19 protein-coding genes are annotated in these 26,518 nt (G+C 54.4%); 13 read left to right on the forward strand and 6 right to left on the reverse strand.

Translation table 11 applies throughout. From position 1 onward, the window contains the following. Nucleotides 1-105: 105 nt before the first annotated feature. The 3 genes from IGS51_RS15790 to IGS51_RS15800 form a co-directional block, all read right to left on the reverse strand. Complete coding sequence (locus IGS51_RS15790; RefSeq protein ID WP_297079657.1) at nt 106-2,361, reverse strand: GAF domain-containing protein; 2,256 nt, start codon at nt 2,359-2,361, stop codon at nt 106-108. A gap of 1,055 nt (nt 2,362-3,416) precedes the next feature. Continuing rightward, a complete protein-coding gene (locus IGS51_RS15795; protein ID WP_277773772.1) occupies nt 3,417-3,905 on the reverse strand; it encodes a response regulator in 489 nt (162 codons plus the stop codon). Nucleotides 3,906-4,590: 685 nt separating this feature from the next. Beyond that, the gene (locus IGS51_RS15800) at nt 4,591-6,477 is read right to left on the reverse strand and encodes an iron uptake porin (protein ID WP_297079659.1); all 1,887 of its coding nucleotides are present in this window, start codon (nt 6,475-6,477) and stop codon (nt 4,591-4,593) included. A 631-nt stretch (nt 6,478-7,108) separates the two neighbouring features. Between IGS51_RS15800 and IGS51_RS15805 the strand changes: the two genes are divergently transcribed. From IGS51_RS15805 to IGS51_RS15820, 4 genes are all read left to right on the forward strand, one after another. Further along, complete coding sequence (locus IGS51_RS15805) at nt 7,109-8,380, forward strand: nucleoside transporter C-terminal domain-containing protein (protein ID WP_297079660.1); 1,272 nt, start codon at nt 7,109-7,111, stop codon at nt 8,378-8,380. A 111-nt stretch (nt 8,381-8,491) separates the two neighbouring features. Continuing rightward, the gene (locus tag IGS51_RS15810; RefSeq protein ID WP_297079663.1) at nt 8,492-9,031 is read left to right on the forward strand and encodes a nucleoside 2-deoxyribosyltransferase; all 540 of its coding nucleotides are present in this window, start codon (nt 8,492-8,494) and stop codon (nt 9,029-9,031) included. A 39-nt stretch (nt 9,032-9,070) separates the two neighbouring features. Further along, entirely contained in the window at nt 9,071-10,735 is a 1,665-nt protein-coding gene (locus IGS51_RS15815; RefSeq protein ID WP_297079665.1) for a PAS domain S-box protein, read from the forward strand. Between the two features lie 225 nt (nt 10,736-10,960). Continuing rightward, nucleotides 10,961-11,620: a hypothetical protein gene (locus tag IGS51_RS15820; protein ID WP_297079667.1), complete on the forward strand. Its 660-nt coding sequence runs from the start codon at nt 10,961-10,963 to the stop codon at nt 11,618-11,620. 17 nt (nt 11,621-11,637) lie between these two features. Here the strand turns inward: IGS51_RS15820 and IGS51_RS15825 are convergent, their stop codons facing one another. Then, nucleotides 11,638-12,234, reverse strand: a complete 597-nt coding sequence (locus tag IGS51_RS15825) for a Crp/Fnr family transcriptional regulator (RefSeq protein WP_297079669.1) — start codon at nt 12,232-12,234, stop codon at nt 11,638-11,640. A gap of 755 nt (nt 12,235-12,989) precedes the next feature. Here IGS51_RS15825 and IGS51_RS15830 point away from each other — a divergent pair. Then, the gene (locus IGS51_RS15830; RefSeq protein WP_297079671.1) at nt 12,990-13,322 is read left to right on the forward strand and encodes an IS110 family transposase; all 333 of its coding nucleotides are present in this window, start codon (nt 12,990-12,992) and stop codon (nt 13,320-13,322) included. A gap of 116 nt (nt 13,323-13,438) precedes the next feature. Here IGS51_RS15830 and IGS51_RS15835 read toward each other — a convergent pair whose 3' ends face one another. Beyond that, nucleotides 13,439-14,323: an SDR family oxidoreductase gene (locus IGS51_RS15835; RefSeq protein ID WP_297079673.1), complete on the reverse strand. Its 885-nt coding sequence runs from the start codon at nt 14,321-14,323 to the stop codon at nt 13,439-13,441. Between the two features lie 436 nt (nt 14,324-14,759). On the opposite strand from IGS51_RS15835, the gene IGS51_RS15840 reads away from it, so the two are divergent. The 8 genes from IGS51_RS15840 (at nt 14,760) to IGS51_RS15875 (ending at nt 24,597) form a co-directional block, all read left to right on the forward strand. Beyond that, nucleotides 14,760-15,935, forward strand: coding sequence for a bifunctional sterol desaturase/short chain dehydrogenase (locus tag IGS51_RS15840; RefSeq protein WP_297079676.1), 1,176 nt, complete (start codon nt 14,760-14,762; stop codon nt 15,933-15,935). Nucleotides 15,936-16,369: 434 nt separating this feature from the next. Continuing rightward, nucleotides 16,370-16,939: a DUF4126 domain-containing protein gene (locus tag IGS51_RS15845; RefSeq protein ID WP_297079678.1), complete on the forward strand. Its 570-nt coding sequence runs from the start codon at nt 16,370-16,372 to the stop codon at nt 16,937-16,939. Between the two features lie 300 nt (nt 16,940-17,239). Beyond that, nucleotides 17,240-18,307 carry a PstS family phosphate ABC transporter substrate-binding protein gene (locus IGS51_RS15850; RefSeq protein WP_297079679.1) on the forward strand — a complete coding sequence of 356 codons (1,068 nt, stop codon included), beginning with the start codon at nt 17,240-17,242 and terminating at the stop codon, nt 18,305-18,307. 407 nt (nt 18,308-18,714) lie between these two features. After that, entirely contained in the window at nt 18,715-19,650 is a 936-nt protein-coding gene (pstC, locus tag IGS51_RS15855; protein WP_367279359.1) for a phosphate ABC transporter permease subunit PstC, read from the forward strand. Then, nucleotides 19,647-20,567: a phosphate ABC transporter permease PstA gene (gene pstA / locus IGS51_RS15860; protein WP_297079684.1), complete on the forward strand. Its 921-nt coding sequence runs from the start codon at nt 19,647-19,649 to the stop codon at nt 20,565-20,567. The genes pstC and pstA overlap by 4 nt, the downstream gene beginning before the upstream one ends. A gap of 88 nt (nt 20,568-20,655) precedes the next feature. Next, nucleotides 20,656-21,456 carry a phosphate ABC transporter ATP-binding protein PstB gene (gene pstB / locus IGS51_RS15865; RefSeq protein ID WP_297079685.1) on the forward strand — a complete coding sequence of 267 codons (801 nt, stop codon included), beginning with the start codon at nt 20,656-20,658 and terminating at the stop codon, nt 21,454-21,456. Nucleotides 21,457-22,426: 970 nt separating this feature from the next. Then, complete coding sequence (gene hemE, locus IGS51_RS15870) at nt 22,427-23,488, forward strand: uroporphyrinogen decarboxylase (protein WP_297079687.1); 1,062 nt, start codon at nt 22,427-22,429, stop codon at nt 23,486-23,488. Nucleotides 23,489-23,565: 77 nt separating this feature from the next. Then, entirely contained in the window at nt 23,566-24,597 is a 1,032-nt protein-coding gene (locus IGS51_RS15875; RefSeq protein WP_297079689.1) for an NAD(P)-dependent oxidoreductase, read from the forward strand. Nucleotides 24,598-24,708: 111 nt separating this feature from the next. Here IGS51_RS15875 and IGS51_RS15880 read toward each other — a convergent pair. After that, a partial coding sequence (locus IGS51_RS15880) for a M48 family metallopeptidase (RefSeq protein ID WP_297079691.1) occupies nt 24,709-26,518 on the reverse strand: 1,810 nt, incomplete at its 5' end.

Below are 26,518 nucleotides of genomic sequence, written 5' to 3' on the forward strand. Positions count from 1 at the left end.
CATCCAGCGACAGTGGCGATGGTAGATTGACTCAGAGATTGACTCAGACATCGACGCAGAAATTTCCGACGGTTCAGATGCACCCATCATGGCTAAGGGGCAGGGCTAAGGGGCGGGGCTAAGGGGCGGAATTTTCTCTGGAAGAATAACTGTGAAGCAACTGCCTTTTCCTAGCTCCGACGACACCGTAATCTGGCCGCCGTGCAGCCGGGCCAGCTTGCTCGACAGCACCAGTCCCAACCCAGTGCCTTCGTATTTGCGGTTGAGGCCTCCGTTGAGCTGCTGAAAGGCTTGAAAAAGACGGCTCTGATCGGACGGGGCAATGCCGATGCCCGTGTCGATTACGGCAAAGTGCAGTGCTTTTGCCTGCTGCCATACCTTCAGCGTCACCGAGCCTTCATCGGTAAATTTAACCGCGTTGGCTAGCAGGTTCGACAGGATTTGCTTGAGGCGGCGCTTGTCGGCTGTGCAAACGGTAACATCTTGGGCGATGTCAAGAATCAGCCGTAGTCCCCGCTTTTGGGCGGTTTCTTGCACCATGCTCATGCAGGCATCGCAGACTTCCTGAACCAGAACGGGTTCAAAAAACAGTTCCTCGCGTCCGGCTTCGATTTTAGATAAATCGAGCAGGTCGTTGATTAGCTCCAGCAGATGGTCGCCACAGGAGCGAATCCCTTCCACATATTGCCGCTGGAGGCTGCTGAGGGGGCCGTGGAGTTGGCGGCTCAACACGTCGGCAAAGCCCAAAATGCCCGTGAGCGGGGTTCGCAGTTCGTGGCTCATATGAGTCAGAAATTCGCTCTTGGCGCGGTTGGCGGCTTCTGAAATTCGCTTTTCTTGTTCTAGCTCTTGGGTGCGCTCCTGCACCAGTTTTTCCAATCGTTCATAGCTCTGGGCATTGAACAGGGCGATCGCCGTTGCGTCTGCTAGTCGCTGCACAAGCTGGATCTCGTCGGTCGTGAAGGTGCGGCGGGTCTGGGTGCAATCGAGCGACAGTTCGCCATAGTGCTGCCCGCGCACGAGAATTGGCGTGCTAAGCATGGACTGGATGTGCTTGCGTTGGCCCCGCAGGCGGGCGCTGGGGATTTTCTGCACCCACGGGTCTTCGAGAAACGCAGGCGCGTGCCAGACTTTCTGCGTCAGGTAGTCTCCCTCGGGTCGGAAAAAGTCCTGCCATTCGTGCATGGGCAGCGGCAAATCCAGGCTGGGTATCACCGCGTCTGAGGCTCGCCACTCCGTCTGGGGCACAATCCACTCTGCCTCGTGCCGCAGCAGCACCACGCGGTCTACCCCGAAGTATTCCCCCGCCAGCCGCACCAGTTCTTGCAAGATAAAATCCAGATCTAGGCTGGAATTGAGGGTTTGCCCAAGCTGGTTGAGAAACTGCTCTCGCTGGGCCTGCTGCTGCACCTGTTCAAATAACTGGGCCTGATGAATTGCCAGGGCAAACTGGCCGGCGATCGCCTCTACCAAATCCACCTCTTCGCAACTCCAATCCCGCTGACGCTGGCACTGATGCAGCGCGATAGAACCCAAATAGGTCTGCTGATACAGCATCGGCACAATCAGCGCGGACTGAATATTCCAGGATTGCGAAATAGACAGAATATCGACCGGGGAATCGATCGGAATGGTGGATAAGACGATCGACTGACCCTGTAATAGGCGGTCGCCATAATAGCGCTGAAACCCGCACTCAAATTTTCGACCCAGCAGGCGATCGCGCTCTAGTGTAGGTTGGCTGACGCAGCGGGCAATTACGGTTTGCAACTTCGACTGCTGAGCTACATCCTCTTGCATTAACAGCGCACAGATGTCCACATCCAGCACCCGATGCAGTAAATCCATCGTAGACTGCATCAAATCGTCCAATACCAGCGTTTCGCGCATCTTGCGTAACACCTGGTTCATGATGGCGACCTGGCGCGTCTGCTGTCGGAGGCGCTGGTCAGCCGCCAGCTTTTGACGGCGCAGGGCATATTCCTGGAGCGATCGCCTCAGCACCATCGGCAGCCGAAAGAGCCGATCCTTCATCACATAGTCCGTCATGCCCGCCTTAATGCAGTCCACCGCAGCCTCTTCGCCCAGGCTCCCGGTCACCAAGATCAGCGGCACATCCCGCCCGGCAGACTGCAACGCCGCCAGGGCCTCGTAGGCCGTAAATCCAGGCAGGCGATAGTCGGCTAATACAGCATCATAGTCATGCTCTTTGACGCACTGTTGATAGGTCGATAATGAGTCCACAATGTCGCAGGTAAACGGCACGCCGTTCTCTTCTAGAGTCAGCGCAACCAGTTCAGCATCTATTGCAGAATCTTCGACCAGCAGCAGTTTGAGCGGCAGTTCGGGGGATGACGGCACTGTAGATGCTCTCTTCGATAGGGTTCAACTTCCAAAATGGCGTGCCCGCCTAGCTTATAAACGGAACAAAGCCAAGGATGCTGCTGATAAATCCGGTTCAGCTAAATCTAAATAGATGAAAAAATAGATGAAATCTGGGCGATCGCCCTTGCTGAACACAAGCAGTTCCGACTTAATTTAAGAGGTTGAATCAAGAGGTTGAAAAGCTTTGGAATTGCATGGAATTGAGTCACTCAATCGCGTCCTTTTACGCAAATTGAGCAGGCTTTTGAAATAAAAAATCTCAGGCTTAACCTTAGACAATCACTTCGGGAGACACATTTCCAGGAGAAAAATGCCCTGATTAAAAAAGCATTGAAGTGACTTCAAAACTGATTTGAATTCCAAATCTGTCTGTTCAGACTACTAGATATGTCATCCAGTAAGAAGCCCTAACAGACAGTCCCTGAATCGCTGCCAAGCCTTTAATCTCAACGGCTTGAACCGTAGGCTACCTCAACAAGGCGCATTGCGTTTGCTACGAATCGCCCGTTTCGGACACACCTAATACCGCATCAAGCAGTTGATAACTAGCCTAACCTGGTCGGCACTCGTTTGCTAAAGCGTTGTATCTGCTAAAGCCGAAGCAGCAGAACACGCCAAGGGTAGACTCTTTAACAGGAACCATCCCGCTCCGAAAGTTGTGCCCTAATGCTCTGCGATGTTCTCATCTCAATCTGAAACTGACACCCTGATAGCCCACTTTCCAGCAATAAGAAGTGCCACCGTTGAAACGGGAACTCCTGCAAAAAAGACCGACTCCATTTCGATTGCGATCCGAAATAGCGGTATGAGCAGCACGGCTGAAATTCCACAGCAACTCGCTCATTGCTTGAACCCATTGCAAAAACAGAAATCAGTTCAAGCAGAACTCGCTGCTTCGATGGTTTCATCTGGCTGCGCTGGTAAATCGGATAACTCAGTATATCGGGATTCTAGATTTAATGCATCTCCCTAGACAACTATTAGCGGGATGGGGCGAGATGGTGGGGGGGTGCCCCCCTACTACTGAGAAGTTAAGAGGGCAGAGGAGTGGGTAGCGGCGGATAATTCAACTGCATCCAGTAGTGACTGATTTGCTGAACCGCGTCTGAAAATTGCTGGAAGTCCTGGGGCTTCACGATGTAACTATTGACACCCAGGTCATAGCAGGCGTTGAGATCTGGGTCTTCTTGGGAGGAGGACATGACCACGATGACTAGACGACGAGTGCGGGGGTGCGATCGCAGCCTTTGCAAAAGCTGAATTCCGTTGATGCGGGGGAGTTTCAAATCCAGCAGCACAAAGCGGGGCAGCGGACGCGCCGCCGCGGATTGGGAAGCGTCATCCAATGAATTGTCTAGAGCCTCGCCGAGTAAATAGTTCAAGGCTGCTTCTCCATCGTTGACTACATCCATTGGGGCTGCCAGCCCGCCAGTCTCCAGAGCAAGGCGGATCAGTTCAACATCATTGGGATCATCTTCGACTAAAAGTAAACGTGACGATTCGATTTCAGGAGGATTCATACGCGCAGTGCAACGAAATTGATCAACAGAGAAGAGACGCACCCGCGATCGCAGATAAAGCGAAAACACCGACTAGAGCAGATTGAGTCAGTCACCTGTGCGTTGGATGCAGCGTGAAGGTCTTGACTTTTTCTAAGTGTAAAAACTTAAAACAAGGTAATATTATTTACATTGTTTAATTCAATCTAGTTCAGTATTCATTGCAAGGCAAAGACTTTATGGGAACCTTTAATCGCTCCTTTAATAAAAGTTGAAGTTTTAGAAAGCACATGGCTTTGCTGCGATTTTTCCGAAGCAGGCTTTGTCGATCTAGGGCGATTGGTCGAGGGGGGGCACACCAAACGAATACTTGGAAAAGAGCGATCGCCCAAAAACTCACCTGCTAACTTACCTGCCAACTCATCTGTTATTCACTGTTCAAAAGTATTCAAAAATAGTCAAAGATAGACCTAAAAAAAGAACCTTTTCGTGAATCTTGCTGAACAAGATCCTCAAAAAGGCCCTTTGTGATATGCACAGATTTTTGTTAACAGCCGATGCTGCAAACGCTCTGAACGAATTGTTGAACGAGTTGTTGAACGAGTTGCCTAGGTCTGCACGAATGCAGCAGGAATGAAACTATCACCTCCACTCTAAGCAAGACGATTTGCAGGGTGAGAATCAGAGCGGTCAACTTGCGAATGGACTAGAAATAGAACGTCGTCCGAAGCACACCCAGGAAGGTGTCGCTATTGTCGTTGTTGTTGCCGGGGTCAGCCGTCCAGATGATGCCTGGAGTCAGCGAGATATTGTCGCTAAAGCTAATGCGGTACGAAAGCTCTGCCGAAAACGCAGCATCGTCAATCAACGCGCCGATTCGAGTGCTGCCGATTTCGTAGTCAGAAATGCGAGGCGGCACCCCTGCTGCCAAAACAAGCTGGTTATTGGGCCCGCCCAAGTCGTTAATCGCCAGATAGCCCGCATAGGCCACCGAGCGATAATCCGCCGTTCCAATCAGGATGCCGTCTTCGTAGTTAAACCAAGCTCCGATGTTGAAGGTATCCGACAGCGCGTAGTTGATGGTAATGCCGTACTGGTTGGTCACGGCAGCGGGCAAACCGCTCGACTCCAAGTTGTTATACCCGTTGAGATAGATCAGACCAATCGACAGGGGCCCCGGCCGGAAGGTGAGCTGCCCAAACAGAGAATAGCCCCCGTTGAACAGCCCAAAGCCAGGAGACGGATTGCCCTGGCCAAAGCCCGTCAGATAACCTATACCAATCTGGAAGGTGTCGCTAAAGTCGTAGGTTAAACCAATACCAGAACTGGGCGCACCCGCATCGTAGATCGGGTTATAGGCTAGAAAACTGATGGAGCCGTAGCCGCCTGCATCGATGGGGCTAATGCTGGAGACGATATCGGTAATGCCCGTGCCCGTAGCCGCCAGCGTGACACGCAGGTTCCCCACCGGAAAAGCATAGAACAGGCGGGTTACGTCAAAGTTGTTAGTGCCAAAGAAATAGTAGGGCGAAGTTTGCCGCAAGTAGGGGTTGGGAAACGTCGCCATTGGCACAACATTGCCAGCCGTGAAACTGTCGGGCAGTTCGTTGTCTCCAAGGTTAAAAAACTCCAGGTTGGAGAACTGAAGACGGGTATTCAGCAGGTCTTGACCCGTAAAGCTGGTATTGAAGTTGAGGCGGACGCGGGCCTGGAAGACGGTGCTATTGGCATCGTCTACGTTGCTGCCAAAAATGTCGGCAATGGAAAAGATGGTTTCACCAAAGAGGGTGGTGGTGGTGGAGAACTGGTTCGCTTGCAGTTCTTCGACGGCGGCCTCGAGGGCATCGACCCGGCCGCGCAGGGCGGCGAGTTCAGACGCAAACTCTCGCTGGAGCGCTTCGATGCGGGCCAGAGCTTCGGGGTCAAGGCTTTCCAGCCGTCCCACGACTGCATCCAGACAGGACGCTAGACCTGCGGCGAATTCGTAGCGGGTCATGGCTCGTCCGCCCAGGTAGGTGCCGTTGGGGTAGCCCTCCAGACAGTCCAAACCACCCTGGCTCTCGGAATTTGCGAGATAGGCGAGGGCTTCGTAGGCCCAGTCGCCGGGGCTAACGTCAGAAAACTCGGTGACAGACGTGACCTGGGCCATATTGCCGTCGCCTCGGTTTTCGCCGCCATATTCCGAAAGCTGGTCGAGTGTGGTCAGGCTGACAGCACTTGCCGGAGTATCCAGGCTGTATTCGGACAGATTGCTTCCAGCGAGTTCGCTTGCTGGAATTTCGGAAGCTGGAGGTTCGGAGACTAGAAGTTCGGAAACTGGAGGTTCGGAGACTAGAAGTTCGGAAGCTGGAAGTTCGTAGGCGTTGGCGATATCGCTCTGCAAGGCTAGCGCCAACGTCCCCAACCCGGCCCACGCCATGCCCCCAGTCATCAGCGCCACACCCAGCATCAGCCTTTGCCAGAAGGACTGAGCGGGCGACGGCTGGATCTGCGACCGATGTCCTTCAGTTTGTCTAACCCCTGTGGAAAAATGATTCAGCTCAAACTCTTCAAACTTTTCAAACTTTTCAAACTTTTCAAACGTTGACCTCATGCTCTCCTCACAACCAAACGGAACAACCAGACGCAGAAACGCCTAAAGAAACACCCAAATTGCAAAATCCGAATGCCTTGCGGCTTGCCGTCGCCGAGCATAACTCCAACAGCAATGCCCAAATCCGGAGCTGCGATCGCCCAGGACAGACGGATTTTTAATTCCCTAGAATATTTGGGATATTGCAGGATTATTCAGGGTTCTACCAATGTCCGTCGTAGCGCTCAATACACACACATGGGTAGTTCAGATAACGATGACATTCTGCACGTCTATCTCCACTGTGATTTCGATGTGGTGGTGCCTCTATAGATTCATGCCGCAGATTCATGCCGCAGATTCACGCCGCAGATTCACGCCGCTATGTGAACGACTTTCCTTCCAGACGCGACTTTCTATAGAAAAGCTTTGGTTTATACACTCCAGGGCAAGTCAACCTGATACTTTTGGGCGTACTCCTCATGCAGATAGGGCCAGGTTGTATGCAGCACAAAGCGTCGTGCGTATGCCGTAGAGATTCTGTGCGGCGGGTACTTGACACCTGATTTGTCGTTTAGTAAAGCTCGTTTTTTGTGTATTTGCGAGAGGTGCCGCTGTCGGTTCTCTCAGAAAAGCTTGATAGGGAGTGTCCATGGAACGTGCGATTTCACTGATTGGGATTCTTATATTTTTTGGTTTAGCGTATCTGTTTTCTGTCAATCGTCGGGCTATTAACTGGCGGACGGTGACTATCGGCTTTTTGCTTCAGTTTTTGATGGGTTTGTTTGTGCTGAAGCTGCCAATTGGCTATCAAATTTTCAAGTTTATTGGCGACCTGGTTACGGGATTTCTAAACTTTGCGGATGCGGGTGCGGAGTTCGTTTTTGGGGCCGATTTTCGGGAGCATTTCTTTGCCTTTAAGGTGATGCCCACGGTGATCTTTTTTTCTGGAGTGATTGGGCTTTTGTATTACCTGGGCGTGATGCAGAAAATTGTGGGGGCGATCGCCGGATTGATGCGTCGCACCATGCGAACTTCTGGCCCTGAAACAACGTCTTGCGCTGCCAATATTTTCATCGGGCAGACCGAAGCGCCGCTGATGATTAAGCCCTTTGTGGGGCGCGTCACGCTGTCGGAACTGCACGCTATTATGACGGGCGGCTTTGCGACGGTGGCAGGCGGTGTGCTGGCTGCTTATATTTCGTTTGGTATTAACCCAGAGCAATTGATTGCTGCTTCGGTGATGAATGCGCCGGGTGCTTTGGCGATGTCAAAGGTGTTTTTTCCACAGACTGGAAAATTTTCCTATGATTCCGTTTTAGATGAGGAGCTAAAGGAAGACGAAATCGCTCGTAAAGAAGCAGGCGAAGAAGAGGTGCTAATTCCGCCCGAAGCTGCTTCTACAGCAAAAGATCCGATTGGGGCGATCGCCGATGGTGCGATTCAGGGCATCCAGTTGGTATTAGCCATTATGGCGATTTTGATTGCGTTTCTAGCGCTGATTGCTGCTATAAACGCCTTTTTGGGCTGGCTCGGCGGGCTGATTGGTGTGCCCCAGCTTTCGATGGAATTTTTGCTGTCTTATCTGCTGTTTCCGCTGGCGTTCATCATGGGCGTACCGATTGCCGACTGTGCCAACGTCGCCGTATTTTTGGGCAAGAAAATCATCCTGAATGAATTCATTGCTTACACCGATCTGGCAGAAGCTATTAGCAACAGCGCCATCGGGGCCCGCGCAGCGACAATCGCCACCTTTGCCCTTTGCGGCTTTGCCAACTTGGGGTCTATCGGTCAGCAAATCGGCGTGATTGGCGGCATGGTGCCCCGTCGTCGCGATGACGTGGCCCGCCTGGGCGTTCGCGCCATGATTGCAGGCTCGTTTACGAACTTTGTCAGCGCGGCGATCGCCGGCCTGTTGACCTGATCTGGAGTCTTGGCGTAACAGGGGAAAGGGGGATGGGAAGGGCTGAATCTCTATCCTCCCACGTCCCCGCATGACCTGCTCCAAAGCACTCCAACCCTCCAATCCTCTTTCATGAACATCTACCTCGCCGGGCCCGATGTCTTTTTACCAGAACCCCTGGAAGCGGCGCGGGCCAAAAAAGAAATTTGTGCAAAATATGGCTTTGTCGGTCAGTTTCCGTTTGACAATGCGCTGGATCTATCGGGGTTGACCCCCGTTGAAGCGGGGCTGGCAATCTACAAAAGCAACATTCAACTGATGGATCGCTGTGACCTGATCGTGGCCAATATGACCCCGTTTCGGGGCCCCAGCATGGACGTGGGCACGGCGTTTGAAATGGGCTATATGGCGGCGCAGGGCAAGCCTGTGTTTGGCTATAGCAATGACGGTCGGCTGTATGGCGATCGCGTGTTTCAGCCCACACCCGAACGCGACGAAAACAACCTGTTTGTGGAACAGTTTGGAATGCATGACAACCTGATGTTGGAGGGGGCGATCTACACTAGCAGTGGCGACTTTCAGGGCAAGCAGATTGACACGGGGAGCTATTACACGGATCTGAGCGTGTTTGAAGCCGTGATTCAGCTTGCCGCGGCAAAGCTCTTGAGCTAGCCCTGAAGTGCCGGGTTGCACTGATTCTTTGCGGCACCTATGGCTCTTGAAAATGGCGATCGCCAGCAAGATGATCCTGCGCCCAGCCGGGTCGGGCTAACGCCTGAACAGCAGCTTGCTGCCCTGGAAGTCGCGGTCTACGGCATGGCGATTGTCAATGATGACGGATGCATCATCTATGCCAACCCCGCCTGCGCCAATCTCTGGCAATACGACAATCGCGAAGACTTGATCGGCCAGTCCTGGCAGCGCCTCTATGCGCCAGAGGAACAACAGCGGTTTGAGCAAGAGATTTGGCCGCAGTGCCTCCAGGCAGGCAGTTGGACGGGAGAGGCGATCGCCCAGCGGCAAGACGGCACAACCTACCCCCAGGCCCTTGCCCTATCGCAGATGACCGATGGCAGCATGGTCTACATTGCCCAAGACATCACTGAGCGACATCTCGCGGAAGACTCTCTCCGCCGCAGCGAAGCCGACAAGCAGGCAATCCTCCAAGCAATCCCCGATCTGCTGATGCATTTTCGAGGCGATGGCACTCATCTAGACATTGCTAACAGCGACGGCTACTCAGTTCTGGAGTTAGACAAGCTGGTTCAGGGAAATGCCAGCGTGTACGATCTCATGCCCTACGAGCTAGCCGAGCAGCGGATGCACTACATTCAGCAGGCACTCCAGACGGGACAGATTCAATTTTATGAGCAGGACATTGAAGTTAATGGGCAGATCCAGTCCGAAGAGGTGCGCCTAGTGGCAACTGGGCCAGACGAGGTGCTGGTCATTATTCGCAACATCACCGAGCGCAAACGCTCCGATGCCGCCCTCCGCCAAAGCGAAGCAAAAAACCGAGCGCTGATTGAGGCGATTCCCGATTTGCTGATCCGAATGCGCGGAGACGGCACCCATCTGGAACTGGCCAATGGCGATCGCTACCCAGTGCTGAACAAAGACCAAATGGTTCCGGGCAAAAGCACTGTGTATGAACTCATGCCGCCCGAGCTGGCAGAACTGCGGATGCGCTACATCCGACTAGCCCTCCAAACGGGCAAGTACCAGTTTTATGAACAGCAGATCGAAATCAATGGGCAGCTTGAGTTTGAAGAAGTGCGGGTAGTGGTAACGGGCCCAGACGAAGTGCTGGTTATTATTCGCAACATCACCGAGCGCAAACGCCAGGAAGAAGCCCTGCGAATTGCCGAGGAAAATTACCGCAGCATCTTTGAAAACGCGCTAGAAGGCATTTTTCAGTCTACGCCAGAGGGACGGCTGATCACCATCAACCCGGCGATGGCGAGAATTTACGGCTACGATTCGCCTGCTGATATGATCGCTAGCATCACCGATATTGGCGAACAGATGTATGTTGAGCCGTCCCTCCGTCTTCAAGTGAAGGCGGTGCTGGCAACCCAGGGCTTTTTGAAAGGCTTTGAGTTTCGTAGCTATTGCAAAGACGGCAGCATTATCTGGACGGCGATGGATGCTCGTGCAGTTTATGACAGCGGTGGCACCCTGCTCTATTATGAAGGGATCGTGCAAGACGTGACTGAGCGCAAGCGCAAGGAAGAGGATCTGAAACGCCAGCTAGAGCAGCTCGAAATTCAAATCGACCAGTCCAGACGGGCCCAGGAAGTCGCAGAGATCGTCCAAACCGATTATTTTCAAAAGATTTTGGAAGAGGCTGAGTCTTTGCGCTATTTGGATGATTAATACCACGATTGATATCCCGATTAATCTCGCTGGTCATCTCGCTGGGAGATTGATATAGCGGAACGATAACGATATAGCGGGACGTGGCGATCGCCCTAGACTCCAAACCACCCTGTCATCCCCCTGCTTTGCTATGCCTTGAGACTTTTTCTCTCCATTGGGGGAACCTCCCTGTGCCGAGACGAGTCAACTGCATCTGACGGACTCGTTTCGAGGAATCGCGGGATGCTTAAGCAATATCAATACCGCTCACAAGCTGCACTGCTGCTGGCAGTTGGCATGATCGCAACTTCGCTGCTGCCTGTGTGGACTTCGCAGCGTGCGGTGGCTCAGCCGATTCAGCTTGCTCAGGTCTTTTCTAATCCAGCGCGGGTGGGGCTACCTGCGGGCACGGTGCTGCCTGTGGCCTACAGCGGTGCAGAGAGAGTGGTGGTGCTACCGACCGAAACTGCGCCCCTGACCCTGACGCTGACCAGCGACGTGCGAACCCCCAGCGGCACGGTGATGCTGCGGGCGGGCAGCGAAATTAAGGGCGAACTGCGCCCAGTGGACGGGGGAACCCAGTTCTTTGCTCGCTCAGTCATTCCGGCCGGAAGCACCCGCGAAATTCCGCTAGACGCGACTTCCAATAGAATTACAAAGCGAGAAACCATTACTCGCCGCAATCGCCCTGATGTATTGCGGGGTGCAGCCATTGGTGCAGCGGCGGCGGCGGTGCTGGCGGAAGTGTTTGGCAGCGTGCAGGTTGTAGAGGTGCTGGCAGGCGCAGGCATTGGTGCAGCGGCTGAACTGCTGATTCGCCGGAATCGCCGGGTCGAAGTGCTGGTGGTGGAACCCCGCACAGATCTGAGCCTGACGGTGCAATCTCCGTTTTCTCTGCAATAGCCCTGGGATTCAGTTCCTCAGGAGTTGGGCGCTAATAGCGTCAGGTTGCGCTGCGATCGCTCGATTTTGCCCTCTTGCTCTAGCTGGCTCAGCAGGCGAGTCACGGTGACGCGGGTGGTGCTGATGGTTTCTGCGAGTTCTTGATGGGTCAGCAGCACATCGAGCGATCGCCCACCTGGCACAGGCTGCCCAAAATGGGTCGCCAGCCATTCCAAAAGCTGCAACAGTCGCATCGCCACGGAGGGCTGATGGACAATCGTCAGCAACTCTTCGCTCTTGCGGGCGCGGCGGATCAGCCCCTCCTGGAGATGCCGACCTTCAAGCGACAGTTTCACGACTTTGACCGGGGTAACACATTCGGCCTGGTAGGGCGAAATCGGCGACAGCGGCAAACCCAACACATCGCCCTGTCCCCAAAAGCCCAGCCCAATCGTGCGCCCTTCCTCATCCCAGGTTAGCGTTCGCACAATTCCTTGCTCGATCGACCAAACGCTATCCGGCTCAAGCGGGAGCAAATCTTTGCGCTGGAACGAGCGAACCGATGAAACAAGCTGGAGCGCGGGTTCCCCCATCGAGGGAGCTTCGTGAGTGGAAACGTTTAAATTCTGCATCATCGCTCACCGCAGCTATACACTTATGAATTTAATTTTTGAAAAGCGTTACTATCAATCTAAACAATACTACGCTTCAAATCTGAATCGGCAAATGCCCCCCACCCCCTTCTGTATGGATTGACTTCTCCACAATACTTTGACCAGTATGCGCTAGAAAAAGGCTGTAAACTGGCGCAAATAAAGAAGGGATTTTAAAGAACATGGATTATCAAACGAAATAGCCTGATAAAGGTCTAGGATCGGACTTTTTGGGGCGATCGCCCTTCTCTGAGTATATCCGCAATTTCACGGACTTGTCACCTCAGCCAATTAAGAATGCTCTCAATAACTGGAGGGGCACCTCGATTAATTGTCTTATTGAGAATTTTAGGAGCCTGAAACCCTGTTTTTCTCGTAGCCATTCTCAAGAGGATCTGAATTTTTCGAGGTGCCTGGAGATTAAACAATCTCCCTCTGCCCAGAGAATAGACTCAGGTAATTCTCTTTCAAGGTTTCTCCGTAAATTCTCGGTTTGCAGACGCACCTTGATAAATCTGACCAAACTTTCAGCGTAACTACTCAGGTTGAGTCAGGGGTAATTGAGGATTGCCGACAAATAGGTTGAATAAGGCATCTAAGAGCTAATTTGTCAAGCAAATCTTAAGAAGCCTGAACCCCTTGGCATGTGTGGCTTTGAGGTCATGTTTGCCCAGGAAAAGCGGTTTCTCGGAAAGCCTTGATTAACAAGGCTTTCAGGCTCCTCTACAAATTAGCTCATGACATCCACGATTTGTTTAGGTATCGACATCAGCAAAGCCAGCTTTCATGCCGCTGTCGTCTTAGCTGACATCGGTCGCATGACGCTGTTCTCTTCGGCTCGACAACTGGCTGCCTTTGCGGGTTTGACTCTCCAAGAACATCTATCGGGCACCTCCGTGCAGGGCAAAACTCGCCTGTGTAAAGTCGGGAGTGTCCGTCTGCGTAAAGCGCTCTACTTTCCTGCACTCAACTTGATTCGCCATTGCCCGCAAATTAGAGCCTTTCATGATCGCTTGCTCGCAGCAGGCGAAACTAAAATGCAAGTTGTCGGTGCCGTTATGCACAAATGAATCCGGGTCATCTAGGGTGTTTTGCATTCCAGGCAGTCCTTTGAACCGACCAAACTTTGTCCTGCACCTTGACTACCGAAACAGTATCTACGCTGCTCAATTCCAAGCGCTAAACCCTAAGCGCTGAGATATCGCCGTATAAAAGTTTCCACCGTTTCTAGCTGAATGCCATAGACAGACTCAAGCTGCTCCACCTCGGCAGGTGTGGTGTAAAACTCATTGGCTAGCAGCGTGCGGAAGGTGCCCAGCGAGGCTTTGAGTTCTGGATTTACCAGACCGATTGCCGCCCGCAGCCCGTCGATTGCCAGCAGCGGCGGGTTGACCAGAATCGGCTCCTTTTTGAAGATGCGGGCAAAGATATTGGGAATTTCGCCGCGCTCCAGGATTTCCGGGCCGCCTGCATTGAAGATTTGTCCGTGGGCGGCGGGTGTGCTGGCCGAGGCGATCGCCAGTTTGGCCAGATCATCAGTGCTAATAATAGAGGTGCGCGTTTTGGGGTCGCCAATCAGCAGATACACGCCGCTCTTGCGAAACTGTTCCGCTAGGGGTAACAGATTAGACGCAAAACCAGACGGACGCAGAATTGTGTAGTTCAGCCCACTGGCTTGCAGATATTTCTCTACTGCTGCCTTCGCTTTGAACACGGGCGCGTCTTCGTAGTTGCGGTCGGCCCCCATAACGGAAATGAAGGTGAAATGCTGCACGCCGGCCGCCTTTGCCTGGTCGATCAGGTCGATGTTGGCCCGATAGTCGAGCGCTTGGGCCCCGCCACTGGCTTCGGTCGAGCCGTGGGCGCTGATGACGTACTGCACACCCTGGAGCGCTTTTTGCAGGTCGCGTTCTTGGGTCAGGTCTCCGATGAAGATTTCTGCGCCGCGCTTTTCCAGTTCACCGTAGCGAGACGTTAGCCGCACAAATGCCCGGACGGGTTGCTCTTGCTCGCGCAGTTGCCGCACGATTCGCTTGCCCAGTCCGCCCGTTGCTCCAGTTACCAAAAACATATCGCCCGTCCTGAATCTTGAACTCTATCTGAACTCTGTACGCTTGCCAGCGATCTTCCCTGCGCTCTTTGGCTGCTGCGTACACACAACCTTTCTATGCTTGAGGGCGATGCTTTGATCCCCCCTCGCCCCCTTTAAGTAAGGGGGGAACCGGAAACCTGAAGCAGAGAGAACTGGATCGGAAGTCCCCCTTGATAAGGGGGATTTAGGGGGATCTTTCAGAGCCTTACGCAAAAAACCGACGAGATGTGTGTCCACAGCAGGCACTCTCTTGAAGCGCGATCGCACTTCTGAAACGATGTCACATTACGTTACACTGACTATGATTTCCACAATACCGCAGCAATCAGAGATCGGGCATTGCCCCTGCGTTAGACCTCTGATGCACTGTTTTTTAATCTTTTGGTTCTGATTATTTCTATCTGACTATTTCTAAATGATTACCCCCGGCGGTCTTCTCAGCTTTACTTTGTGGGCAGCAGCCTCCGTTGTGCTGGCCGAACTGGTGCGCGATGGTTACCACATTGCGGGGCACTATTGGCAACCGCTCCAGCGCAGCCACAACCTGCACCACAAGGCCTATCGCCGCGACCTCAGCATCGTCAGCCTGGAAGCCTATAAACAGGCGCAACTTTATAATGATGTGCCAGAGGCGATCGCCATGCTGGGGGCAGGGGTGATACTGCTGGCGCTGACTCAAAATCTGGCGCTGGTGGCGGGCTGTCTCTACTCGCTGGGCTTTTTAATCACGGCATACGCGCGATCGCGCGGCTGGCTGTTGGCTACTGACCTCACCCACAAACCGGGCGATCTGGACACCATCCCCTCGCAGTGGACGGTGAACCGCACGTACCACTGGCGGCATCATTTTGACCAGGGCAACGCTTACTATTGCGGGTACTTTACTATCGTGGACAAACTACTGGGCACGGCACTTTCGCTAAGGGGCAAAACGGTCGCAGTGACGGGTGCATCGGGCACGCTGGGGCGGGCGCTGATTGCCCAGTTGCAAAAGCAGGGCGCAAAGCCCGTCGCCATTACCACTTGCGAGGGTGCAGACTTTGGCGATCGCGTCGAGGTGCTGCCCTGGTGTGCGGGCCGCGAGCTTGAGCTAAAAGATCGGCTGCAAACGGTAGATATTCTGATCATTAACCACGGAATCAATGTGCATGGCGATCGCACGCCCGAAGCCATCCAAAAATCCTTTCAGATCAACACGTTTTCGGCGTGGAATCTGGCGGAACTCTTCCTCAGAACCGTGCAAAAGTCAGAACACCGGGCCCTGAAGGAACTCTGGATCAACACCTCCGAAGCAGAGGTCAGCCCTGCCCTCAGCCCGCTGTATGAACTGTCGAAGCGGACCCTGGGCGACCTGATCACGCTGCGGCGACTAGATGCACCCTGCGTCATTCGCAAACTCATCCTTGGCCCGTTCAAGAGCAACCTCAATCCCATCGGTGTCATGGATGCAAACTGGGTGGCTGGGGCGATCGTGGCGCTGGCCAAGCGCGATTTCCGCGACATTATTGTGACGATTAACCCGCTGACCTATATCGCGTTTCCGATCAAAGAATTGGGGCGATCGCTCTACTTCCGCCTCTTTTCTCGATAAGCTCAGCGCATCCCAAATAGAGATGACTCCTGAGTAATTAGGAGTAATAAGTGTTTGCCCTCGCCGCAGAACAGTCTGGATGCGGCCGGATCTGTCGCGCCTAGCTGGAAATCATCTAAAATACTTTGGAAAAATCAAGTTAGAAAAATCCAGTGATCCAGACTGGTTTTTGACTGGTTTTTGACTGGTTTTAAGACGCGCTGTGCAACTTTGTCGATTCCCCTCACCCTTAATCCCTCTCCCAGAGCGGGAGAGGGACTTCAAGCCTCTCTTGCTCCCCTTCTCCTGACTTGGGCGAAGGGGTTGGGGGATAAGGGGAGATTGAAAGTTGCACATTGCGTTTCCAAGATAGGGCTGAAACAATTCGCTTTTTAGAAAAATTAACTTTACTCAACGCTCTTTAAAAGCTCCCTGGTTCAGGGCTGGAGGACTCTTTGGAAACTTTGATTAGCTTGCTGGCAGGCGTTAGCCTTAGCGCGGCCACCGGGTTTCGGCTATTTGTCCCATTCTTGGTCATGAGTATTGCCACTGCTACCGGGCATATGACACCCGCTCAGGGCTTTGAGTGGATCGGCTCTCCAGTCGCCATCACGGCCTTTGCCGTGGCCACTGGGGTAGAGATTGCGGGCTACTACATCCCTTGGGTGGACGAAATTCTGGATCTGATCACCACGCCTGCCGCCCTTGTCGCTGGAGCCGTGCTGACGGCCTCTACCCTGGTCGATATCAGCCCCTTTCTCCAGTGGACGCTGGCCATCATCGCCGGAGCCGGAGCCGCCGGACTCACCAAGGGCATGACCGACGTGGCCCGCCTCACGTCTACGGCCACCACGGGCGGTATTGCCAACCCAGCCCTCTCCACGATGGAGCTATTCACGTCGTCTGTCATTTCAGTGATGGCAATCCTGATTCCACTGCTCACCGGAATTGTCATCCTGGGTCTTCTGTGCTTTGCAGCTTATAAAGTGTGGCGTTTCTTTGGTCGTCGCCGCCGCTTTCGGTAAAAAGAAAATTAGTAATCAGGAGAGATTGGAAGCCTAATGGCGATTTCATGACCTAGCGCAAGAAGACTTTAGGAAGTTTTCGCAATGCAATTTAGGTAGCCGTTGCTGGGGACTTGAAACGTCTATGCTGTAAGGGATTCATCGAGGGGCGATCGCCACCATCAGGCCGCATCCGTCTGCTTAACAGGGAATTTCAGTCATCTGGGATACACTTTTTCGGACAAACTTAACCTCTTCTTTACGATGAAACTGTAGAATGCCAACGTTTGACAGAAACAAACCCTACAGGAATCTCTGGATATGGCATTCAATCTTCGTTCCAAGCGTTCTGCCACTCTGGCCGCTCTGACGGCCGCTTCTTTGGCACTCGCAGTTGCCTGTGGCGGCACCACCACAACGGGCAGCGGCACCACTACTGCACAAAGCCCCGCAGCAGGTGGCGGCACTTCTGATTTGACGGGCAGCGTGCTGGTTGATGGTTCCAGCACCGTCTTCCCCATCTCCGAAGCGATGGCAGAAGAATTCATGAAAGCAAACCCCGGCGTTCGCGTCACGGTCGGCGTGTCTGGCACGGGCGGCGGCTTCAAGAAGTTCTGTGCGGGTGAAACTGACATCTCCAATGCTTCCCGCCCCATCAAGGCAGAAGAGATTGAGCTCTGCAAGCAAAATGGCATCGAATACGTCGAAGTGCCCATCGCCTATGACGGTCTCTCAGTGGTGGTCAATCCTGGCAATGAGTTCGCTACCTGCTTGACTGTAGACGAGCTGAAGAAAATGTGGGAACCCGCCGCTCAGGGCACCATCCGCAACTGGAACCAGATTCGCCCCGATTTCCCCAACACCCCTCTAGGACTCTATGGGCCTGGAACCGACTCCGGCACCTATGACTATTTCACCGCTGCCGTCGTTGGCAAAGAAGGTGAAAGCCGGGGCGACTTCACCGCCAGCGAAGACGACAACGTGATTGTGCAAGGTGTGGCTTCTGACGCAGGTGGTCTAGGCTTCTTTGGCTTTGCCTACTACGAAGAGAATAAGGATCGTCTGAAGCTAGTCGAGATTGATGGAGGCAATGGCTGCGTTGCTCCTAGCCCAGAAACAATTGCCGACGGCAGCTACGTTCCGCTGTCGCGCCCCGAGTTCTTCTACGTTAAGACGACCTCGCTGGACAACCCGGCGGTACGTGCTTTTGCGCTTTATCAGATTGATGCTTCCAACGCATCGCTCATCTCTGAAGTCGGTTACGTGCCTCTACCTCGTGAGATCGAAGATCTGGCTGAGGCACGGATCGAACAGCGCAAGACTGGCAGCGTGTTTGAGGGCGGTTCCGCAGTGGGTCTGAAGTTGGTTGACCTGCTGAAGAAGGAATAGGTCACCCGGACTCTATTCGCCTGATTGTTGGATTGGGGTAGCGCTTAGTGTTCTGAGTGGCTACCCCAGCCATTAGCTGATTTCTTACCCTGCGACGTAGCTTAGGGAACCTTAGAAAAATAAGAGGGCTTATTAGAATATCTCGATATGCAGCATTTCCTGACGTGGTGAGGTATGTGCCACTCTGGAAGACAGAAGTTTTGTAGCTCCCTGCGTAACTCGCTGAGTAGTGCTGCATGTGATTGAGTTTTGCGATAAGGCGGTTAACCCAGGATGCCTCTTGAGGTGTCTAGCTTCTCATTTCGCATCAAGCAGTTGCGTGGGGTATCCCTGGCTATTTATCAGCAGTTGTCGGCGTATCTGTTTTTTGGATTGGTGTCCTTTGTTCTCTTTACAGGCTATCTGGCATGAATAGCGGCTTACCCAGCGAACAATCATCCGGGCTTTGGCAGCCAAATCGCCAGCGCAGCAAAAGAACCGAAGGTATTGTGAAATTTATCTTCGGCGCTTTTGCGCTGATTTCCGTGGTGACGACTTTTGGTATTGTTCTAACCCTTATTTTTGAAACTTTTGAGTTTTTCCAGGAGGTTCCGCTCTGGCGGTTTTTGACGGATCGCCAGTGGACTCCTCTATTTTCCAACGCTCAGTACGGCATTTGGGTGCTGGTTAGCGCCACGCTGCTGACGACGGGGATTGCAATTTTGGTAGCGTTGCCCTTGGGGCTGCTGGCGGCGATTTATTTAAGTGAGTATGCCAATCCTAAGATTCGGAAGTGGCTGAAGCCTGCGCTGGAGATTCTGGCAGGTGTGCCCAGCGTGGTGTTTGGTTATTTTGCGCTGCTCACGGTGACCCCGTTTTTACAACGATTTATCCCCGGCCTACAGGGCTTTAACGCACTCAGCGCAGGTCTGATTCTGGGCGTTTCGATTATTCCCCTGGTTGCCTCACTAAGCGAAGACGCGATTTATTCGGTGCCGAATAGCCTGCGTCAAGGGGCCTATGCCATTGGCGCGACCAAGCGCGAGACGATTACGTCGGTTGTGGTTCCCGCAGCGCTGTCGGGCATTGTGGCGTCGTTCATTTTGGCAGTGTCCCGCGCCATTGGTGAAACGATGATTGTGTCGCTGGCAGCCGGACAAAACCCGACGTTGGGCTTTAACCCGCTGGTACCTGTGATGACGATGACGGCGTTTATCGTGCAGGTCAGCTTGGGAGACACGCCTGCGGGGTCGCTGGCTTACAGATCTATCTTTGCGGTTGGGATGACCTTGTTCCTGATGACCCTAGCGCTCAACATTCTTAGTTTCTGGGTCGTCCGTCGTTTCCGGGAGAAGTACGAATGACAGTTCAAAATCCTCAGATTTCGGGCGACTTTTCGCCAGCGAGAGAGAGCCAGTTTCAGCCCGCAATGGCACAGCGCTATCGCTGGGACAGGATTTTTAGGATTGCAGCTTTAGCGGCTATTGCAATTTCGCTGCTGGTGCTGGTGATTCTGCTAATTGACGTGCTGACGGATGGTCTGCCCCGCTTGAATTGGCAGTTTCTTACCAGCTTTCCCTCGCGTCGTGCCGAGGAAGCGGGTCTGCTATCGGCGCTGGTGGGGTCGATTTACCTGCTGTTTATTGTTGCGCTCTTTTCTTTTCCAATTGGCATCGGCGCAGGCATCTTTTTGGAAGAGTTTGTCTCGGATGGCTGGCTTGCAAACTTCATCGAGATTAATATCTCCAACCTTGCGGGTGTGCCTTCGATTATTTACGGGCTGTTGGGATTGGCGGCGTTTGTGCGCTTGATGGAGCCGATTACGGGCGGACGCAGCTTGTTGGCGGGCGGACTGACGCTGGCGCTGCTGGTGTTGCCGGTGATCATTGTGTCCACTCGCGAGGCGCTGAGGACGGTGCCCGATAGTCTCCGGTTGGCGGGCTTTGCGCTGGGGGCAACGCGCTGGCAGGTGGTGCGGGACCAGATTTTGCCTCAGGCTTTTCCGGGGATTTTGACAGGGACGATTTTGGCGCTGTCTCGTGCGATTGGCGAAACGGCTGCGCTAATTACGATTGGGGCGCTGACGTTTATTTCGTTCTTGCCAGAGTCCTGGAAAGATCCGTTCACGGCGCTGCCGATTCAGATTTACAACTGGGTGTCTCGCCCTCAGAAGCCGTTTCATATCAACTCAGCAGCCGGGATTATCGTGCTGATGGCGCTGTTGCTGCTGATGAACTCCGTTGCGATTTATTTGCGAAATAGGTTTCAGCGCAAGTTTTAGGTTCTTGGGATGGGGGCGATCGCCTAGTTGCCATTGCCCCAACGGTCGTTCTCTAACTGCTGCATTTGTTATTTGAGGTAGGTTATTCATGCAAGTGAGTTCTTCTGTCGATACGGGCACTGCCTTTAGGGTCGAAAAAACGTCCTATTTCTACGGCCCTGTGATGGCTGTGAAGGACGTGTACATGGACATTCCCGACCGCAAGATTACGGCGTTTATTGGCCCGTCGGGTTGCGGCAAAAGCACGGTTTTGCGCTGCTTTAATCGCTTGAACGACCTGATTCCGGGGGCCCACATCGAGGGCAAGATCACCTATCACGGTGTGGATATCTATGACCCCAGCGTTGACCCGATTGAACTGCGTCGTCGGATTGGGATGGTGTTCCAGAAGCCCAACCCCTTCCCGAAGTCGATTTACGAAAATATTGCCTTTGGGGCCCGGATCAATGGCTACAAGGGGGACATGGATACGCTGGTGGAGCGCTCTCTGCGGTCGGCGGCGCTGTGGGACGAGGTGAAGGACAAGCTGAAGGAAAGCGGTCTGTCGCTGTCGGGTGGACAGCAGCAGCGGCTTTGCATTGCGCGGGCGATCGCCATCGAGCCAGAAGTGCTGCTGATGGACGAACCCTGTTCGGCGCTAGACCCGATCTCGACGCTGCGGGTTGAGGAACTGATGCAAGAACTGAAGCAGGACTACACGATTATCATCGTGACGCACAATATGCAGCAGGCTTCTCGCGTGTCGGATATGACGGCCTTCTTTAACGCGCAGGCCACTGAAAAGGGCGGCAAGATGGGCTACTTGGTGGAATATGCACCGACTCAGCAAATCTTCAACAACCCCCAGCAGGTTGCCACGCAGGACTACGTGAGCGGTCGTTTCGGCTAGGGCGTGCTAAAACCCGTTGATCCCCTCTAGCCCCCCTTAAAGGCGATCCCCCCTAACCCCCCTTTTTAAGGGGGATTAGGGGGGGATCGACTCGAGGCAGTCAATGGCCTAGAAAGTTTTAAGACACTGCCTAGGTTTTGCTGCACGACTTCGGTCCTCACGGTTCGGGTTCGCCACTGCATTTCTCACGGTATTTCTCACGGTATTTCTCGGATTTACAGTTCTCAGGTTTGCCTTCAAAACGCCTCTGGATGCGAATTTTGCACTCAGAGGTGTTTTGCTTGCTTGCTTCTAGCAGGATTCACGGCTGCATCCGGCTTTCGTCCTGTTTGCATCCGGCTGGCGTGATCCAAAGGGCGTTTAGCTTTGGATCTTCTGTGTCATCTCGAATTCTGTTTTGATGACTCGGCTTGGGCGATCGCCCGTCTTTTTGCGTCTTTTTACTATTCGTCTAACTGGTCAAAGGGAAATTTGAGGAGCAATGCAAAGGGCGATCGCCCTCCAGTGCAAAACTGGACATTTGCCCTGCGTTTTGGACACTATAGTCCTAAGGGTTCATCGTTAATTTTTGCGAATTTCGGAGCAGATTTGCATCAAATTATGCGTTCAAATTTTCTCTGAAACGCCTTTCCTAAGGAGAGATTTGCTTTGCTTTGTGCAGCGTGGAAAAGGGATTTTTGGGGTGCGCGATCGCGTATAATCAGACGTTACCGCTCAGTTGTGTGTGACTGACCTGCCGGAGTTTGTGCTTGACGAAAAGACGCTCTGGCCAGTTCACTTGTCGAGTGAATCTTGTCGAGTGAATCGAGTCAACCAGAGCACGTTCATCCAGGCTCCTATATTCCAGGCTCTTTTTTAATGGCTAACCTCGCCATTTGCTTGGTTTTCTTACCCTCGCGCCAGCCATGCGGAGCGACAGCGCTAGTCCCCAAACCCCAATCCCTAACCCCTTTAAAAGAGAGACGTTTCAATGACAGGATCAACCCAGGTGCCATACTTGCTTCGGGCTGCGCGTGGAGAGGTGTTAGACCGCCCGCCCGTGTGGATGATGCGCCAGGCCGGGCGCTACATGAAGATCTATCGGGATTTGCGCGACAAATACCCCTCCTTCCGTGAGCGTTCGGAAACGGTTGATCTGGCGGTAGAAATTTCGCTCCAGCCTTGGCGGGCTTTTCGTCCCGATGGGGTGATTCTGTTTTCCGATATTCTCACGCCGCTACCAGGGATTGGTATCCCCTTCGACATCATCGAAAGCCGCGGCCCCATCATCGATCCGCCCATTCGCACCCAGGCGCAGGTCGATGCGGTTCATGAACTCGACCCCGAACAGCATCTAAGCTTCGTCGGCAAGATTCTGCGGACGCTGCGGCAGGAGGTGGGCAACGAGGCGGCAGTGCTGGGCTTCGTCGGCGCTCCGTGGACGCTGGCGGCCTATTCCATCGAGGGCAAAGGCTCGAAGGATTACACCATTATCAAGAGCATGGCGTTTACGGAGCCTGCGATTTTGCATCAGTTCTTGAGCAAGCTGGCAGATGCGATCGCCACCTACGTCTGCTATCAAATCGAAAACGGCGCACAGGTGGTGCAGATGTTTGACTCTTGGGCGGGTCACCTTAGCCCGCAGGACTATGACCAGTTTGCCCTGCCCTACCAGCAGCAGGTCGTGCGCCAGGTGAAGGTCAAATATCCCGACACGCCGATGATTCTCTATATCAACGGCAGCGCCGGATTGCTAGAGCGCATGGCACAATCGGGCGTGGATATCGTCAGCGTAGATTGGACGGTAGATATGGCCGAAGCGCGTCGCCGCCTGGGGCCAGCCGTAGGAGTGCAGGGCAATATCGACCCCTGTGCGCTGTTTGGGTCGCAAGCCTTCATCCGCGATCGCATTCTCGACACCATCCGCAAAGCCGGAAATCAGGGGCATATTCTCAATCTGGGCCACGGCATCCTTCCGGGCACGCCCGAAGAAAACGCCGCCTTCTTCTTTGAAACCGCCAAGCAGGCTGACAAACTGCTGGCGATCGCCTAGCGGCCTTTGTAGAGTGAACGCCTGGGTACATTGTGCCCAGGTTTTTACTTCGTTTCTTCACTCCGCCACCCCCACACATGACTCCGAAGCGAATCCTCCTTACGGGCGCGAGCGGCTGCGTTGGGCACTACATTGCTGACGCGCTGATTCATCAGACGCAGCACGAACTGTTTCTGCTGGTGCGAAACCCGCAGAAGTTTCGGCTGAGTGTGGACACGCGGCCGGGAATCCACCTGATCGTGGGAGACATGCGCCAGATCGAGCAGCAGAATAAGCTGCTGAAAACCATTAACGTAGCAATCCTCACTGCTGCCGTGTGGGGCGGGGCGCAGGACGTATTTGACGTAAACGTGATTAAAACCATCCGGTTGATGAACCTGCTCGATCCGGATGTGTGTGAACAGGTCATCTATTTTTCCACTGCCAGCATTTTGGAGCCGCTCAAGCAGGCGGGCGAAATCGGCACTGATTACATCCGCGCCAAATACGCCTGCCATCAGCGGCTATCTAAGCTGGCGATCGCCCCCCAAATTACCACCGTCTTCCCCACACTGGTCTTTGGTGGCGATGACACCAAGCCCTACTCGCACCTCTCCGGCGGCATTACCGAGGTCACAAAATGGATCGGGCTGCTGCGCTTCCTCAAGCTCGACGGCAGTTTTCACTTTATCCACGCGCAGGATATTGCCCAAGTCGTCGCCTATCTTGTAGAACACCCGCCAGAACTGGGCGATTCTGGGACGGATTGCTTTGCGAATCGGCGCGAACTGGTGCTGGGCAGCGAGCCAATCACGGTGAACCGGGCGATCGCCGACATGAGCGCCTACCTGGGCAGGCGCATCTATTTCCGTATTCCGCTGACTCGTCGGCTGATCGATCTCCTCATTATCCTTTTCCGCATCCAGATGGCCGCCTGGGATCGCTTCTGTCTGAGCTATCGACACTTTACCCATCAGCACTTCGTCAACCCCAGCACCTACGGGCTGCCCATGCGCTGCGCCACGGTGGCCGAACTGCTGGCCGCCAGCGGTGTGCCCGGTTCCTGCGTGCCTCCAGTGGCGATCGCCCCTGCCCCGCTGGTCAAGGCAGAATCCGGCAGTGCAGAATAAGGGCACTCGTTCTGCGATATAGCATTTACAACAGTTTCACAGTTTCACAACAGGTTAAACAGTGGCTCAGAAAAGCTATAACCCAAAACCCAAAATCTAAAACCCAAAATCCTAAAAGCCCGTCAGGATGACATAGAAGCCCCAGAGCGCAGCGGCGATCGCCACGAGCGTAGACCAGAGGGGGTGTTCGCTGCGGCAAACTGCGCCCTGCGTCGTTTGAATTGTTTCTACGTCGATCCAGGGTGTTGCGCCCCGGCGAAACCAGCCTGTAACCGTGACGGGGCGGCCGATCAAGCCGCTGGGGTGGCGACCGGGTGCGAGGAGGCTGCCCAGCGGGCCAAGGCGATGTGTGTGGTGCAGCCGGATTAGCCCCATTTCGCACTGGAGCAGCAAGTCCTGGCTGGGCAGGGCGCAGATGCCGCGCTGACCCAGCAGCGTTCCCCGCAGGCGCAGCGGTTGGCCGGGTAAGGGAATTGGAGCAGGGGGCTGCATCAGTTCTATCAGAGACAGGTCGGTGGGAGCCGTGCGGGGAATGTCGCGGAAGAAGGAATTGATGCGGACGAACGTGCCGAAGCTAAAGCCCAGCAGCCCGCAGCCCAGCAGCAGCGTGCGATCGCCCCACATCCAGGTCAGCCCGCGCCAGTTGAACTGAGTGGCAACTCCGCCGATCAGCCAGAGGAAGAGCGCGATCGCCAGCCCAATGCCCAGCCCCAGGTATGGCGAGGCTTGCAGCAGCAAAGGACGACGTTCCTTCCAGGACAGACGAGGCGGGGCAGCGGGCGGCAGGTCGAGTTCTGGGAACAATCGCCAGTGCTGGGCATAGCGGCTGAGGTGCTGGAGGCGATCGCCCAAGGGGGGATGGGCATTGCTGACCGAGAGCCAGTGGCGGTGGGGATTTTGGCAATCCCACTGGAGCAGGTCGGGGCTGGGATGCTGGGCGTAGAGGCTGCCCAGCATGAGGGACGTTTTGATCCCAACGGGCATGAGCAGTTCCAGGCTTTCTAGCAGCGGGCTAGTCTGGCGCTGCTGGGACACGGCCTGCGACAGGCCCAGGCTACATTTCAGCAGGGCGCGGCTGAGGGCGTTGGGGTTGCCCGTCAGGTTAGAGGAGGCGCGATCGCTGTAGAACAGTCGCCGCCGCGAAAACCACAGCCCCACGGCTCGACATAGCCAGAAAAGTCCGTAGCCCAGCAGGGAACCGGCCATCGCCAGAGCGCGTAGCCCGGCATTGCGCTGGGAATCGCCCCACTGCCCCAGCGCCCGATACAGCAGATAGGGCAGCAGCCCCACCAGTGTTACCAGCGACATCACGCCTGCGGTCCAGTGTTGCAAATGCCCGATTTCCCCGGCCACCAGCGCCGCAATCTCGTCATCCCGAAGCTGCGCCAACAGCCCACGACTGAGAACCAAATGCGACAGGCGAGGCAGCGATCCGTAGGTCAGCAGCAGCGGCGCGTCTGTGGGCAATAGTTCCAGCTTGGGCAGGGGGTGCTGCTGTTGGCCAAAGACTCGCTTTAGCACGCGGGCGGCTTCGGGGCTGGCTTGTTCTAGGGTGTCCACTGCCAGCGGCTGCATCTGGTAGGTTCGACGCAGCAGCAGCGTCATCAGCCAGGGTAGGGCGATCGCCAGACCCAGCAGACCGAGCAGCACCAGCGCCGCCGGATCGCGGTAAATGCTGTAATACCGAAGGTCAACCGGAAATGTGATGCGGGCAATCGTGTGGTTAAATAGCCAAAACGCCGCCAGCAGCAGCCCCCGCAGCAAGCCAAACAGGGCGATCGCCGTTCCTAGGCCCAGCGCCCACAGGCCCGCCCGATCCACCATCGGCAGCGGCGACCACTTTTGGGCGCGGCCGGCCAGCCGCCAGTCAATGGGCGTTGTTTGGACGGGGGCGATCGCCGTGTCGCTGGGAAGGGAGCTT

This window comes from Thermoleptolyngbya sp. M55_K2018_002 (assembly GCF_015295965.1).
GTDB classification, from domain to species: Bacteria; Cyanobacteriota; Cyanobacteriia; order Elainellales; family Elainellaceae; genus Thermoleptolyngbya; species Thermoleptolyngbya sichuanensis.

What these genes read in the sequence shown, in the direction of transcription:
- IGS51_RS15840 (WP_297079676.1), top strand. Translation starts at nt 14,760, where the DNA reads ATGATTACCCCCGGCGGTCTTCTCAGCTTTACTTTGTGGGCAGCAGCC.
- pstC (WP_367279359.1), top strand. Translation starts at nt 18,715, where the DNA reads ATGAATAGCGGCTTACCCAGCGAACAATCATCCGGGCTTTGGCAGCCA.
- IGS51_RS15875 (WP_297079689.1), top strand. Translation starts at nt 23,566, where the DNA reads ATGACTCCGAAGCGAATCCTCCTTACGGGCGCGAGCGGCTGCGTTGGG.
- IGS51_RS15815 (WP_297079665.1), top strand. Translation starts at nt 9,071, where the DNA reads ATGGCTCTTGAAAATGGCGATCGCCAGCAAGATGATCCTGCGCCCAGC.
- pstA (WP_297079684.1), top strand. Translation starts at nt 19,647, where the DNA reads ATGACAGTTCAAAATCCTCAGATTTCGGGCGACTTTTCGCCAGCGAGA.
- IGS51_RS15810 (WP_297079663.1), top strand. Translation starts at nt 8,492, where the DNA reads ATGAACATCTACCTCGCCGGGCCCGATGTCTTTTTACCAGAACCCCTG.
- IGS51_RS15805 (WP_297079660.1), top strand. Translation starts at nt 7,109, where the DNA reads ATGGAACGTGCGATTTCACTGATTGGGATTCTTATATTTTTTGGTTTA.
- IGS51_RS15800 (WP_297079659.1), bottom strand. Translation starts at nt 6,477, where the DNA reads ATGAGGTCAACGTTTGAAAAGTTTGAAAAGTTTGAAAAGTTTGAAGAG.
- IGS51_RS15820 (WP_297079667.1), top strand. Translation starts at nt 10,961, where the DNA reads ATGCTTAAGCAATATCAATACCGCTCACAAGCTGCACTGCTGCTGGCA.
- pstB (WP_297079685.1), top strand. Translation starts at nt 20,656, where the DNA reads ATGCAAGTGAGTTCTTCTGTCGATACGGGCACTGCCTTTAGGGTCGAA.
- IGS51_RS15825 (WP_297079669.1), bottom strand. Translation starts at nt 12,234, where the DNA reads ATGATGCAGAATTTAAACGTTTCCACTCACGAAGCTCCCTCGATGGGG.
- IGS51_RS15850 (WP_297079679.1), top strand. Translation starts at nt 17,240, where the DNA reads ATGGCATTCAATCTTCGTTCCAAGCGTTCTGCCACTCTGGCCGCTCTG.
- hemE (WP_297079687.1), top strand. Translation starts at nt 22,427, where the DNA reads ATGACAGGATCAACCCAGGTGCCATACTTGCTTCGGGCTGCGCGTGGA.
- IGS51_RS15795 (WP_277773772.1), bottom strand. Translation starts at nt 3,905, where the DNA reads ATGAATCCTCCTGAAATCGAATCGTCACGTTTACTTTTAGTCGAAGAT.
- IGS51_RS15835 (WP_297079673.1), bottom strand. Translation starts at nt 14,323, where the DNA reads ATGTTTTTGGTAACTGGAGCAACGGGCGGACTGGGCAAGCGAATCGTG.
- IGS51_RS15830 (WP_297079671.1), top strand. Translation starts at nt 12,990, where the DNA reads ATGACATCCACGATTTGTTTAGGTATCGACATCAGCAAAGCCAGCTTT.